General features: G+C 46.7%; 14 protein-coding genes. 10 read left to right on the forward strand and 4 right to left on the reverse strand.

Going from position 1 to position 12,865, the window contains the following annotated elements; all coding sequences use genetic code 11:
• The first annotated feature begins 235 nt into the window (after window positions 1-235).
• Both WH46_RS08170 and WH46_RS08175 read left to right on the forward strand, forming a co-directional pair.
• Window positions 236-898 (forward strand): serine/threonine protein kinase, encoded by a 663-nt coding sequence (locus WH46_RS08170; protein WP_046226353.1) that lies wholly within the window; start codon window positions 236-238, stop codon window positions 896-898.
• Between the two features lie 108 nt (window positions 899-1,006).
• Entirely contained in the window at window positions 1,007-1,435 is a 429-nt protein-coding gene (locus WH46_RS08175; protein WP_017812225.1) for a DMT family transporter, read from the forward strand.
• Between the two features lie 105 nt (window positions 1,436-1,540).
• Here WH46_RS08175 and WH46_RS08180 read toward each other — a convergent pair whose 3' ends face one another.
• The gene (locus WH46_RS08180; RefSeq protein WP_046226354.1) at window positions 1,541-2,107 is read right to left on the reverse strand and encodes a GNAT family N-acetyltransferase; all 567 of its coding nucleotides are present in this window, start codon (window positions 2,105-2,107) and stop codon (window positions 1,541-1,543) included.
• Window positions 2,108-2,356: 249 nt separating this feature from the next.
• Between WH46_RS08180 and WH46_RS08185 the strand changes: the two genes are divergently transcribed.
• Window positions 2,357-3,052 carry a Crp/Fnr family transcriptional regulator gene (locus WH46_RS08185; protein WP_046226355.1) on the forward strand — a complete coding sequence of 232 codons (696 nt, stop codon included), beginning with the start codon at window positions 2,357-2,359 and terminating at the stop codon, window positions 3,050-3,052.
• A 144-nt stretch (window positions 3,053-3,196) separates the two neighbouring features.
• A complete protein-coding gene (locus WH46_RS08190; protein ID WP_046226356.1) occupies window positions 3,197-3,598 on the forward strand; it encodes an NUDIX hydrolase in 402 nt (133 codons plus the stop codon).
• Between the two features lie 153 nt (window positions 3,599-3,751).
• On the opposite strand, the gene WH46_RS08195 is transcribed toward WH46_RS08190, so the two are convergent.
• Entirely contained in the window at window positions 3,752-4,609 is an 858-nt protein-coding gene (locus tag WH46_RS08195) for an alpha/beta fold hydrolase (RefSeq protein WP_046226357.1), read from the reverse strand.
• Between the two features lie 367 nt (window positions 4,610-4,976).
• Between WH46_RS08195 and WH46_RS08200 the strand changes: the two genes are divergently transcribed.
• The 3 genes from WH46_RS08200 to WH46_RS08210 all read left to right on the forward strand — a co-directional run bounded on the left by WH46_RS08200 (window position 4,977) and on the right by WH46_RS08210 (window position 7,273).
• Complete coding sequence (locus tag WH46_RS08200) at window positions 4,977-5,378, forward strand: RrF2 family transcriptional regulator (RefSeq protein ID WP_017812230.1); 402 nt, start codon at window positions 4,977-4,979, stop codon at window positions 5,376-5,378.
• Window positions 5,379-5,449: 71 nt separating this feature from the next.
• Window positions 5,450-6,355 carry an NAD(P)/FAD-dependent oxidoreductase gene (locus WH46_RS08205; protein WP_046226358.1) on the forward strand — a complete coding sequence of 302 codons (906 nt, stop codon included), beginning with the start codon at window positions 5,450-5,452 and terminating at the stop codon, window positions 6,353-6,355.
• Window positions 6,356-6,385: 30 nt separating this feature from the next.
• On the forward strand, window positions 6,386-7,273 hold the full coding sequence (locus WH46_RS08210) for a class I SAM-dependent methyltransferase (RefSeq protein WP_046226359.1): 888 nt from the start codon (window positions 6,386-6,388) through the stop codon (window positions 7,271-7,273).
• Window positions 7,274-7,440: 167 nt separating this feature from the next.
• On the opposite strand, the gene bla is transcribed toward WH46_RS08210, so the two are convergent.
• Entirely contained in the window at window positions 7,441-8,433 is a 993-nt protein-coding gene (bla, locus tag WH46_RS08215; RefSeq protein WP_046226360.1) for a class A beta-lactamase, read from the reverse strand.
• 262 nt (window positions 8,434-8,695) lie between these two features.
• Between bla and WH46_RS08220 the strand changes: the two genes are divergently transcribed.
• The 3 genes from WH46_RS08220 (at window position 8,696) to WH46_RS08230 (ending at window position 11,593) form a co-directional block, all read left to right on the forward strand.
• A complete protein-coding gene (locus WH46_RS08220) occupies window positions 8,696-9,754 on the forward strand; it encodes a Delta(5) desaturase DesA (protein WP_046226361.1) in 1,059 nt (352 codons plus the stop codon).
• 84 nt (window positions 9,755-9,838) lie between these two features.
• Window positions 9,839-10,963: a sensor histidine kinase gene (locus tag WH46_RS08225; protein WP_046227151.1), complete on the forward strand. Its 1,125-nt coding sequence runs from the start codon at window positions 9,839-9,841 to the stop codon at window positions 10,961-10,963.
• An 18-nt stretch (window positions 10,964-10,981) separates the two neighbouring features.
• Window positions 10,982-11,593 (forward strand): response regulator transcription factor, encoded by a 612-nt coding sequence (locus tag WH46_RS08230; RefSeq protein WP_046226362.1) that lies wholly within the window; start codon window positions 10,982-10,984, stop codon window positions 11,591-11,593.
• A 221-nt stretch (window positions 11,594-11,814) separates the two neighbouring features.
• Here WH46_RS08230 and WH46_RS08235 read toward each other — a convergent pair whose 3' ends face one another.
• Window positions 11,815-12,795, reverse strand: a complete 981-nt coding sequence (locus WH46_RS08235; RefSeq protein ID WP_046226363.1) for an NAD(P)H-quinone oxidoreductase — start codon at window positions 12,793-12,795, stop codon at window positions 11,815-11,817.
• Between the last annotated feature and the right edge of the window lie 70 nt (window positions 12,796-12,865).

The raw sequence follows: 12,865 nt of genomic DNA on the forward strand, positions 1-12,865 counted from the left end.
CAGCTGTTCTTTTGTATATTTCTCTACGAATTGATCTTCTTTTGGCAAAAGATGGAGCCTAACAATGCAGTACGAAAGTGACTAATAATACAATTCCGATCTACCGACAAATAAATTATGATCCATACTTGTAACCTTATGTCAGAATAGCAGTATATATAAACAGATATTTAATTGTATACATAAATGCATAACCTATATAGCCTATCCAATACCTGATAAAAGGAGCGTTATAATGGAAAAGTTGTTGAAGCAAGTAACAGAGCATTTTCTAAAACAGATTGTTATCGAAAGTATTTATCCTATGGAGCCTATCAAAGTCCGTTATTATCCAAAACCATGGATACTGCTCGGTGCAGGCAATTATGCAGCTGTTTTTTATCATCCGGATTACGCGGACTATGCGGTTAAAGTCTATGCATATGGTAAAAAGGGACTTCAGGAAGAAGCGGAGGTATATCGGCTGCTTGGTGCTCACCCAGCTTATTCACGGTGTTACTATGCAGGAGAGGACTTTCTGATTCTGCAAAGGCTGCAAGGCACCACCTTGTACGATTGTATGAAAAAAGGAATCCGGATTCCTCCGCAGGCGATCCGTGATATCGATGATGCACTGGATTATGCGGTCTCTCGCAATCTGCGTCCCCATGATGTGCATGGCAAAAATGTCATGATTGCCGATGGACGCGGATTGATTGTGGACATCTCCGATTTCTCCAAGCAGGAAGACTGCCGGATGTGGTCGGACTTCAAAAAAGCCTATTACAAATTCTACTGGCCGATTGCTTCACGCTGTGTATTTCCTGTCCCCCGATTTGTACTCGAAGGAGTACGCAAAGGGTATCAGATCTACCGCAGATACCGGGCCAGAACAGCAGCAGCAGCTGTTCGTTCATGATTTCCGATATTCCTCCCAAAGTTCTTGCTTATCAAGACATATGTCCTAACGACGAACTGCCGGGTTATCGGTATAATGAGCAAGGAGTCAATCAAGGAGGAACAGAAGATGAAAGGTTTGTTATTTTCCATTCTGGCCGGTGTATTTCTTGCTCTGCAGGGCGTGGTGAACTCCCGGGTAGGACAGGATATTGGAACATGGAAAGCAGTTATGATCAATCAGCTGGGCGGATTTATTCTGGCGGGCCTGATTCTTGTATGTATGCGCGGCGGGAACTGGCGCGGATTCCGCGAGGTAAAGCCGCTTTATCTGCTCGGAGGCGCTTTTGCAGCAATTATTGTATTCAGCAATATTAGTGCGATGCATCTGGTCGGCGCGACACTTACAGTCTCGGCTGTGCTAATTTCGCAGCTGTGTCTGACCTTTGTTATCGATTCCAAAGGCTGGTTCGATACGGCGAGGAAGTCCATGCATCTACCCCAATTTGTCGGGATCGGTATAATGATTGCCGGGGTTATTATCCTGCGCCTGAGCTGACACAGAAGGTCCAAATAGTAAAAAGCAGAGCCATATTATTCGGCTCTGCTTTTTGCTATGCATCTATTGACCAGTATCCCTCATAACAGGCATCATTCGCTTATCTCAGGCCTTGCTTTTGCGGAACGACTTTTCATGAAAAGTCGTAATCTGCTTAAACAGGGACTGCCCATCATCATTGATCTCCAGCCCTGGCATGATAGGGAGTACCAGCGCACGGTATGTCTCTGGAATCCAGATATAATGATGCACATAATCGGTAGAGATAAATCCGCATTTCTCCCAGAATACGATCCGCTCCCGGTTCTCTGCTGTATCTTCTGCCTCGGCTTCAATAATAACGGCATGGATATGATGCTGCTCTACTGCCCAGTCGCGCAGCTGATTGAAAAAGGCTCTGCCTTTACCCTGGCCTCGCTGATCCTGACGAATCGCCATATAATCGATAATCAGATTCTGCGTTTCGACAGGACCGCTTAATCCGGTAACTGCCATAGCGACCAATTCATCTCCATCCCAGCCTGCATGCAGAAAGGCAATTCCGCGATCCAGCATGGCTTTGAGAATTTTCTCGGGTTTGGCGCCATGAATGAAAGCTTCAGTATAAATGGGACGTATCTGATCCCAGAGTGTCTGGTCCCAGGCAGAATATGTGGTTAACGTTAATGTCATTGGTATTAGCCTCCAATAATTTTGCGAATCGGATGTACATAGAGTAATACACTGCTGCAGATCAATCTCACAGATTGGCTATATCGCCATCTTTATATGATATTCTTTACCACACCGCTCTACAAATCTAACGCTTCTGTAAATCAATAAAGGACATATGTCCTAATCGTTGTATCCGTGATATTCGGTATAATAGTCAGAAGAAGATGACAAGAGACATGATCATAAGGGATAGGAAGGAGGTTAACGATGCAGGAGAATCAGAATCGACAGCAGCTTGCCGCGTATCTGGATCAGTTCGATATTCAGGATGTATTTCACGAGCCACTGCTGCCGCATGTATCATTGTACATGTTTGAACCGGGTGAAGAGCTTTGCCGGCAGGGCGGGCAGTCCGAGATCCTCTATGTACTGGTCAAAGGCATGACCAAAACGTCTACCACTTCACCGGAAGGACGTACGTTGGTGCTTTCTTTCAAGACACCGCCCGAGATGATTGGGGATATTGAATATATCGAGAAAATCGAAAATATGAATACAGTCGAAGCCGTTACACCTGTAGAGGCGCTCGGTATTCCGTATCAGTGGCTGTATCGGTACGGACAGGATCATCCGCCCCTGCTGCAGTTTCTGCTGAAGATTATTACCTCCAAGTTTCGGATCAAGTCTGATTCGATGAGCTTTAACCTGATGCATCCGGTCGAGACCCGACTTGCCAGTTACCTGCTGTCTGTGACGACAGAACAGAATCCGGTGCTGATTACCGGTCATCCTGCTGACTACAATCTGACGGATATTGCCAATCTGATTGGCACTAGCTATCGCCATCTGAACCGGGTGATTGGTCAGTTCTGCACAGAAGGATGGATCGTTCGCAAAAGAGGAAGCATTGCTATCCTCAACCGTCCAGCGCTATATCAACTGGCTGGCGCTGCTGTATTCTAGACGTAATGGTTGGATTTTATTTGTGCATATTTTACAATTTAGCTTATTTAGCTTATCTAACTCATGTAACTCATCCAGCTTACTCTACGTCTATGCTCCAATTGATTGTAAGCTGCCTCATTATACCGACAAAGGAGAATACAAATGACTAAAATTATCGACAAAGTAGCCTGGATACATATACAGGATCAGCACCTTCTCTGCGCGCGTTCCAAAGGAAAATCGCTATACTACATCCCTGGCGGCAAAAGGGAAACGGGAGAGAGCGATGAGCAGACGCTGATTCGCGAAGTAGAGGAGGAGCTGTCTGTACGGATTCAACCGGCTTCTATATCTTCATTTGGCGTATTCGAAGCGGCAGCAGATGGCAAAGGTGAAGACACCATTGTACGTATGTCCTGCTATACCGGCGAGTATGAAGGAAGTATTCAGCCAGCGAGCGAGATTGAGACAACAGCCTGGCTGGGTTACGAGGATATTGAGCATGCATCGGCAGCTACCCGGTTGATCATGGAAGAACTGCATCAGCGCGGATTGCTGGTATAAGGTATCTTCCTTAATAGTCTCTAATGAATACAACGCAAAAAATAATGCGAAATAAAAAACCTCTGTGCTGTCTGTTTCTGCTTTGCTGCTCGGCAAGCGAGAAAATAAAGACGGTGACAGAGGTTTTTTTGAGGTTCACGGTTAATGTCAGAATCACTTCAGAAAAGAATAAAGTGCCTGATATGTCTCTTCGGGAGCTTCTTCCGGCAGATAATGACCGCTTTTAATCCCTTGTCCCTGAACATCTTCTGCCCAATCCCGCCAGACATCCAGCACATCGTACCAACCTGGCAGGCTGCCTTGTTCTCCCCACAAAGCGAGTACAGGACACGGAATCTTGCGCTGACCAAAGTCTGCTTCGTCGATCTCGCAGTCTATGGTTGCTCCGGCGCGATAGTCCTCGCACATGGCATGAATCGTCTCGGGTTGATGGATGTGGTGCAGATAGTCTGCCAGCGCTTCCGGATGAAACAGCTCATGATTCCCGTGGAAATAGTAATTCTCCGGGTTCGCTCCGATTAATCTCTCCGGTAGATCATACGGCTGTGACAGGAAAAACCAGTGCCAGTATCCCATTGCAAAATCCTTGTTCGTTCGGCGGTAAGCCTCCAGGGTGGGAATAATATCGAGCACTGCCAGTTTGCGGATTGCCTGCGGATGATCCAGAGCGAGCCGGTACGCACAGCGTCCACCACGATCATGACCCACAACTGCAAACTGATCATACCCGAGTTGCTTCATGATTTCGATCTGATCCTGCGCCATCGCCCTTTTGGAATAAGGATAGTGATTATCGGTAGTAGCAGGCTTGGAGCTGTCTCCATAACCACGAAGATCCGGCATAATCACTGTGAAATCCCGAGCGAGCAGTGGAGCAACCGCATGCCACATCATATGCGTCTGAGGATGTCCATGCAGCAGGAGTAGTGGTGGGCCATCACCTCCATGACGTACACGTGTACTTATTTCACTGGTATGAATCGTTGTCTGTTGAAATCCTTCGAATAACATCGTCATCTCTCCTAGAAGTGAAATGGTATAACATTATATAGAGGCGAATAAACTTACGGGTCCAAAAGCCCAATGATATCTTTTAACCAAATGGAGACGGTGTTAGCAATCTATCAGATATAGGCTATAGATAAAAAGATTGACACTTTCAGATATAAAATATATTATAGACCCATAAAGTCTATGATTATTGTTCTTTTATCCAATGGCAAAGACCAAAGGTAAAGCAGACTGGGAGTGCAGGCTGGTGATTGTGGATGGGTTTCTACGCGAATACAAAATATAATCTGCATGGTGAATTGACGCTTTGGTCAAATAAGAGCTATCATGGATGAATAAAGTCTGTAATGAAGGTGGACGATTCTCTATGAAATTCTCCAAAGCAACCGATTATGCACTGCATGCGATGCTCTATCTGGCAGCAGTAACTCCTGCACGACTCGTTGGTGTGCAGACACTGGCTGATAAATTGAATGTATCACCGACCTATTTATCCAAAATCCTGACCAAGCTGGTCAAAGCCAATATGATTGAATCTTCTTCGGGAGCCAATGGAGGCTATCGACTCAAGCGAAATTGGGAAGAGTTTTCGTTTCTCGATGTTATTCATGCAATTGAAGGAACATCATCCTTTTTCGAATGTGGTCTGGATCACGGACCGGAATGTCTGGTACAACAGGTCATGATTCACGCAGAGAACGAAATGGAGACCTATCTGCAAAACCAGAAGCTGTCATCGCTCGTTGCCAAAATGCCGTCGGTTCATTAGAACCGCAGCATTTTACACGCCAATCATAGATATTAATAGTCTCTAATATCCATATAAAAGGAGGAATACCAATGATCTACGATTGTGCCATTATTGGCGGAGGACCGGCAGGTCTGAATGCTGCACTTGTTCTGGGAAGAGCAAGGCGTACAGTAGCTTTATTCGATAATAATCAGCCCCGCAATGCCGTGACTCACGCTTCCCATGGATTTCTGACACAGGATGGAGTAACACCAGCCGAATTTCGACGAATAGCGTATGAGGAAGTGCTTCGATATCCATCGGTAGAGCATCATACCAGCAAGGTCACGTCTGTACGTCGCCTTGCAGATGGGTTTGAGGTTGCAGCAGATAACGGTGAAGCTATCCAGGCACGTAAAATACTAATCACAACCGGGCTAAAAGAAATTCTGCCTGACATCCCCGGTGTGGTAGACATGTACGGTCAAAGTCTGTTTAACTGTCCTTATTGCGATGGATGGGAGCTGCGCGATCAGCCGCTGATTGTCGTCTCCGATCATGAGCGAATGTATCATCTGGCCAAGCTGCTGTACGGATGGAGCCGGGATCTGGTTATCTGTACGCACGGAAGTTCCATACTGACCGACGAGCAAAAGGAGCAGCTGATTTCCCGCGGCGTTACGGTTACAGAGCAGAAGATTACTGCCTTTCACGGTCAAAATGGCAAGCTGGAGCAGGTAGAATTCGCAGATGGTTCCCGCATTAATCGAACTGGAGGATTTATTACTCCGGCATGGGTACCGCAAGCTGGATTCTGTGAAGAGCTGCATTATGAGAAGACCGAGCTGGGCGGGATCCAGACCGATGAGACAGGGAGAAGCAGTATCCCGGGTTTATTTGCAGCGGGTGAAGCCGCATCCGGTGGTTCCTCGCAGCTAATCCTCTCGGCGGCTGCAGGCAGTCTGATAGCAGTTCATATTAATATGGAATTGACAGAAGAGACGTTCAGCTCATAATCACTATTATGAAATACAAAGGAGAATCCCATGAATTCATCCCTATTTGACCCGGAAGAGTGGAAAAAGGCCTGGATCAACGATCCCGAGGCAGGCGTTAATCGTATGCGGCGATCGGGCGTTGAACCGGTGAGCGCTTTTGATGAAGCTGCCAGGGCACGCAATTTTCATAAGAAAGCTTTTAGTGAGGAAGGAAGACGTCGATCCAAGCGCATCATGGACTGGATCGAGACGCAGGGAGTATCATTTGCCAATGCATCGATTCTGGATATCGGTGCGGCATCCGGAGTATTCAGTATTCCTTTTGCGGAGCGAGGGGCATTGGTTACTGCTGTAGAGCCTTCTGTGCATCTGGCAGACTTGATGCGTGACAGTATTCCATCTGATCGGACGAATCATATTGAGATTGTTCAGCAGCCTTTTGAAGATATTGATGTGCAGCAGCAAGGGTGGGAAGGCCAGTATGATCTGGTATTTGCCTCCATGTGTCCGGCGATATTCGGCTGGGATAGGGTGGAACAGGCGATCCGTGCTGCCAGTCAATTTTGTTATATCAGCACGATAGCCGGCCCTCGGGAGCTCAGTATTATAGATGAGCTTCGTCCGGTGCTGGGGATACCAGAGAAGCCGGTGCACGGCTCCGATATGGCTTATATCACACAGCTGCTGCATATATACGGATACTCTTTTCAGGCATTGGTTACACATGAAAAGGAAACGATCCGGATGTCGGTAGAGCAGATGGTTCGTAATCTGCCCGGCTGGTTTGCGTTCGAGGGTCTGCCTACTGACTCTGATGCACTTCGCGAAGCGGAACAGTACGTGAGAGCTACCTATACCGAACCGCTGGCCGAGATCCAGCAGGGTGGACGTTTTGGCAAAGTACTGATTCGTCTGCGCGATCAGGCGATGAGCTGAGTAGTAGCATCCCCATGTTCTGAAAAGAAAGCCGGAGGTCACTTCGATAGAGCAGTCGATCCAGGCGATTCGGGACATGCTGCGATAGATCAGCAATAACGTGAATATCCCAATAAAAAAAGAGCAACCAACGGGTATATGATAATCACCGGCTGGTTGCTCTTTTTTTATTTCATAGTATCGAATACCATTTTTGTAGCTTTTGCGACGAGTTCATTATCCACTTTGGCGTTCTTATCTGTATGACTAGTCAGCACAGTAATAATAATAGGTGAGCGTCCCGGCGGCCAGACGACTGCAATATCGTTACGTGTGCCATAAGAAGCGCTACCCGTCTTGTCACCGACGATCCAGCCTTTGGGAGCGGCTGCACGAATCAGATCGTCACCGGTCGTATTTCCTTTCATCCATTCAGCCAGTAACTGGCGCTTGTCCTGACTGAGTACTTTACCCGTAGTGAAAAGACGTAAGTCCCTGGCCAATGCTCTCGGCGTGCTGGTGTCTCTTGGATCACCGGGGACGGCTGCATTCAGCTCGGGCTCGATTCGTTCCGAGCGAGTTGTCCGATCTTCCAATTGCCGCAGAGCTTGCTGGAAACCAGCAGGGCCGTTTAATTCCTGGAACAGAATATTACCGGCAGTATTATCGCTATACTGGATTGCGGCTTCGCAGATTTCCCGAAGTGTCATGCCAGTATCCACATGTTTTTCGGTGACTGGGGAATACTCGACCAGATCTTTCGCGGAATAAGTGATCACCCGATCCAGATCAGCGATGGAATTCTGCTGCAATACAGCGGCGGCAGCCAGCGCCTTATATGTAGAAGCAAAAGCAAACCGTTCATTGTGGCGGTAAGCGACAACCTTTCCTGTACCCGTGTCTATGGCATATACGCCTAGACGTGCCTGATGCTGCTGTTCAAGCATGCGGAAGCTGGACGCAAGCGATGCGGTAGAGTGTTTGGCAGCGGTAGAAGGTTGCCCGGATACAGCAGCAGTGGTTACGAAGGTATGACCTGCAGCAGGAAGTGCTGCTGCATCGGTATGATGAGTTGCCGGAATATCCGATAGTACTAGTCCTGTCAGAGTGAGTAGTGCCAGAGCGGCATACGCTGTACGCCGGGGTTGTTTGTGAAGACGGGAATTTAGTTGTTTTTTCATGATGAACGCTCCTTTTTGGGTGTAATCATAGATAGAGTGTGGAACCCTTAGTAAGCATAAGAATTTTTCCGAAACCGAGCAATGGAATGAATCTGACAAAGCTGTCAGGAGCCTGATAGAGCAAAATACATGACAAATGTCATGGTGTACTACTGACACTTATGACTTCATCCCAACACCTGATGACGATACAATGGAGACATAAGGAAAGTTGCTATGCACATTGCATCTATCTATGGGTCACTACACCCACGAAGGAGAAATGATTATGTCTTCCATCAAACAATTAAAAAAAGAAGTTGCTCCCTTTGAAAAAAATGACTCCAACAAAAGCATTATGCAATTAATTACGACCATACTTCCCTTAATCATACTTTGGTTCGCTGCCTACTGGAGTCTGTCTGTATCCTATTGGTTAACGATTCCGATTACTATTGTGGCTGGACTGTTCGTTATCCGCACATTCATTATTTTCCATGATTGCTGTCATGGTTCGTTCTTCAAAAATCGTCAGCTAAATAATATTATCGGTACAATTACCGGTGTAATCACGCTGACTCCCTACATGCAGTGGAAGCAAAGTCACTCGATCCATCATGCTACAAGCAGCAATCTGGACAAGCGTGGAACCGGCGACATCTGGACACTTACCGTCAAAGAATACGCTGAAGCACCATGGTATACACGTCTGAGCTATCGTCTGTACCGCAATCCGTTCGTACTGTTTGGTATTGGTCCTATCGCAGTATTCCTGATTCAACAGCGCTTTAACCGTCGCGGTGCGAAGCGTGCAGAACGTCTGAATACGTATCTGATCAACATCCTGATCGTTGCCCTGTATACCGGACTGTGTCTGTTGGTCGGATGGAAAGCTTTTGTCATGATTCAACTGCCAATCTTCTACATCGCCACGATGCTCGGTATCTGGTTATTCTATGTACAGCATACATTTGAAGATTCATATTTTGAAAAAGAAGACGAATGGTCTTATGTACAGGCTGCGGTAGAAGGAAGTTCCTACTATCAGCTGCCGCTGGTACTGCAGTGGTTCACAGGTAATATCGGCTTCCACCATGTGCATCATCTGAGCCCTCGTGTACCGAACTATTATCTGGAAGATGCGCATAACGCAACGCCGCCGCTGCAAAAAGCGACCACGATTACACTCAAAACCAGCTTCAAATCGATTCGTTTCCGTCTGTGGGATGAGGAAGGCAAGAAATTCGTCAGCTTCCGTCAATTCAAGCAGCAGGAAAGACAGAATCAACGACTCACCAATGAATCGAAACCATCTGCTGCAGTTCAGATGGATTTGAAGTAAAATAGAAGTAGACCGGTGGATCGGGAATATCCTGTTCACCGGAAAACTGCAAGAAAGCAATGGTGATAAGCAAAAGTGACCCGGATGAATAAACTGCAGGAACTCTTTCGAAAAAGTACAGGCGGCATTAACCTGTACATATGGCTGCTCTTTTTTATACTACCGTTCTACTTTATCTACGATAAATTCTCGATCATGGGCTTTGTATTCGGAGTTATCCTGATCCTGGTATTCTTCACCGCCAATCTGCTGTCCCTGATTGTCAAAGGGCGGCAGATTTATGTATGGTTTGGGATACAGATTGTGCTATCGGTCATTATGGGCTTGAACTTTGGTTTTATTTATTTCTCTCTGTTCCTGTCTTTTTTCCTGGGAGCTGTGCATAACAAGGTAGGATTTTTTGTACTGTACATTATCAATCTGCTCAGTACGCTTGGACTCAGTTATATCAGTCTGGTATCGGATACGACGGAGTTTATCGGACAGCTGCCTCTGGTCATGATCAATGTGATCGCTGTGATTCTTGTTCCGATTCAGGCACACAACAAGACTCGTCAGGATCATTTGCAGGTTCAATTGGAAGATGCCAATCGCAAAATCTCCGAGCTGGTGAAGCTCGAAGAGCGTCAACGGATTGCCCGCGATCTGCATGACACACTTGGGCAAAAATTGTCACTGATTGGTCTGAAAAGCGAACTGGCCTACAAGCTGATCGAGAGCAAGCCGAAGCAAGCGGAACAGGAGATGCTGGATGTACGGCAGACTGCACGTACCGCTCTCAAGGAAGTTCGTGAGCTGGTTACCCAGATGCGTGGTACTCGTCTTGAAGATGAACTATTCCGGGCGCGTCAGATTCTGGAAGTGGCAGATGTCGAGCTGCACTTGTCCCAGAATGATGATCTGCATGATGTATCCCTGATTGCAGAAAATGTACTTGGTATGTGTCTCAAGGAAGCGATCAACAATGTTATCAAGCATAGTGAAGCCACTGCCTGCGATATTGTGATTGAGTCCAGTCCAACCGAGCTAAGGCTAACAGTGAAAGACAACGGAGTCGGTATTAATCTAAAGTCCAAGCGCTATCCCGGCAATGGACTCAGAGGGATGAAAGAACGGCTTGAATTTGTAAATGGTAATCTGTCTATTGCGTCAGACGAAGGAACGACACTGCGAATTACCGTGCCGAATGCGGTACAACGACAGTTATAAAGAAAGAAGGGCATGGATATGATTAAGATCGTCATTGCTGAAGATCAACGCATGCTGCTCGGTGCACTCGCTTCTCTGCTGGATCTGGAAGATGATATTACTGTCATCGGCAAAGCGACCAACGGAGAAGAAGCCGTTCAGCTGGTACACAGTCTGCAGCCGGATATCTGCATCATGGACATCGAGATGCCTGCCAAAAGCGGTCTCGATGCCGCAGAAGAGCTTAAAAACACCAGCAACTGCAAAGTTATTATTCTCACTACCTTTGCCCGAACAGGATATTTTGAGCGGGCACTCAAAGCGGATATACAGGGCTACCTGCTCAAGGACAGTCCAATAGAAGAGCTGGCTCATACCATTCGCATGGTTATGGCCGGACGTAAAATCTATGCTTCCGAGCTCATTGATGATGGTTATCATGGCGAGAAAAATCCGCTCACTGAACGGGAAAAAGCTGTGCTGGAATTAATTGCAGATGGCAAAAACACCAAGGAAATATCGAGCGAACTGTTCATTACGACCGGTACGGTACGCAACTATGTATCGATTATTATGGATAAGCTTAACGTGAGTAATCGAATCGAAGCAATCAAGCATTTCAAGGAAAAAGGCTGGTTTAAATCGCAGTGAATTTCGCTATTGAAATTCACTGTTTTTTTGCGGTAATGTACGATCGGTTTTGCGATCCTATAGTCTTTAGCTCGATAAACATACTGTGAATTTTCATTTTTCTTATAGTTGTATAGAAAAAAGCTGTAGATACAGGGCTCAACCTGATCTACAGCTTTTTGGTGATCTTGTATTTAATTGTCATTCTGTGTTTGGGTAATTCATTTTTTCGAGAGTAAGTCTTATTCGGTTACCTTGAGAATGATTTTGCCGATATTGCGGTTGGCTTCCATATGCTGCTGGGCTTCCATTGCCTGCGCCAGGGGGAATACGGTGTCCACGATCGGCTCGATTTCGCCGTTTTCCATATGAGGGAATACATCCCGCATAAAGTCAGCAGTCAACCGTGCCTTGTACTCGTTACTTCTCGGGGTGAGAAGGGTACCGGTCAGCTGAACGCATTTGGACATCAGTGCAAACAGATTGACTTGTTCGACCTGTATACCACCCAGAATACCGATCAGCACCCAGCGACCTTCTTTTTTGATACTGGCGAGGTTCTTATCCCAGTAGTCTGCACCGACAAAGTCCAGGATCAGATCGACTCCCTGACCATCAGTCGCCTTAAGTACTTCTTCTTCAAAAGATTGCTGTTTATAATTAATCAGTACATCGGCACCCAGATCTCGGCAGAAATCCAACTTTTCCTGGGAACCGGCTGTTACAATAACCTTGGCATTACTGAGTTTTTTGGCGAGCTGTATCGCTGCTGTTCCGACGCCGCTGGCACCGGCATGAATCAGCACCGACTCACCAGGCTGTAGGCGGCCAATCCAGTATAGTGTCTGGTAAGCAGTCAAGAATACTTCCGGAACTGCTACTGCCTGTTCAAAGGTATAAATCGAAGGAACTTTCATCGCCCGGTCTGCCGGCATAACGGCATATTCCGCATAGCCTCCGCCATTAACCAGACCCATCACGCGATCACCTGGCACATAATCCGAGTCGCCTTCCACTTTCTCTACTACACCGGCAATCTCAACACCCAGAATCGGATTGGTCGCATAGCCGGACTTGCCTTCACGAGTCACAATATCAGTACGGTTAATCGCTGCGGCGTGAACCTTGACCAGCAGCTCACCGGGAGCAGGTACAGGAGCAGGGAGGTCCGTAAGCTTCAGCCCGTTAGCATTTTCCTGTTGTTCGACAATAATGGCTTTCATATCAGTACACTCCTTTAATTTCCATAATAGATAGTACAACAATTAATTTTACACTATTTAATTAGAAAAA

This window comes from Paenibacillus dauci (assembly GCF_000971985.1).
GTDB lineage: Bacteria > Bacillota > Bacilli > Paenibacillales > Paenibacillaceae > Saccharibacillus > Saccharibacillus dauci.

Bases quoted from the DNA above. Each gene is read 5' to 3' on its own strand.
- WH46_RS08200 (WP_017812230.1), top strand. From the start codon at position 4,977: ATGAAATTCTCCAAAGCAACCGATTATGCACTGCATGCGATGCTCTAT.
- WH46_RS08205 (WP_046226358.1), top strand. From the start codon at position 5,450: ATGATCTACGATTGTGCCATTATTGGCGGAGGACCGGCAGGTCTGAAT.
- WH46_RS08230 (WP_046226362.1), top strand. From the start codon at position 10,982: ATGATTAAGATCGTCATTGCTGAAGATCAACGCATGCTGCTCGGTGCA.
- bla (WP_046226360.1), bottom strand. From the start codon at position 8,433: ATGAAAAAACAACTAAATTCCCGTCTTCACAAACAACCCCGGCGTACA.
- WH46_RS08195 (WP_046226357.1), bottom strand. From the start codon at position 4,609: ATGTTATTCGAAGGATTTCAACAGACAACGATTCATACCAGTGAAATA.
- WH46_RS08180 (WP_046226354.1), bottom strand. From the start codon at position 2,107: ATGACATTAACGTTAACCACATATTCTGCCTGGGACCAGACACTCTGG.
- WH46_RS08170 (WP_046226353.1), top strand. From the start codon at position 236: ATGGAAAAGTTGTTGAAGCAAGTAACAGAGCATTTTCTAAAACAGATT.
- WH46_RS08175 (WP_017812225.1), top strand. From the start codon at position 1,007: ATGAAAGGTTTGTTATTTTCCATTCTGGCCGGTGTATTTCTTGCTCTG.
- WH46_RS08190 (WP_046226356.1), top strand. From the start codon at position 3,197: ATGACTAAAATTATCGACAAAGTAGCCTGGATACATATACAGGATCAG.
- WH46_RS08220 (WP_046226361.1), top strand. From the start codon at position 8,696: ATGATTATGTCTTCCATCAAACAATTAAAAAAAGAAGTTGCTCCCTTT.
- WH46_RS08235 (WP_046226363.1), bottom strand. From the start codon at position 12,795: ATGAAAGCCATTATTGTCGAACAACAGGAAAATGCTAACGGGCTGAAG.
- WH46_RS08185 (WP_046226355.1), top strand. From the start codon at position 2,357: ATGCAGGAGAATCAGAATCGACAGCAGCTTGCCGCGTATCTGGATCAG.
- WH46_RS08225 (WP_046227151.1), top strand. From the start codon at position 9,839: ATGAATAAACTGCAGGAACTCTTTCGAAAAAGTACAGGCGGCATTAAC.
- WH46_RS08210 (WP_046226359.1), top strand. From the start codon at position 6,386: ATGAATTCATCCCTATTTGACCCGGAAGAGTGGAAAAAGGCCTGGATC.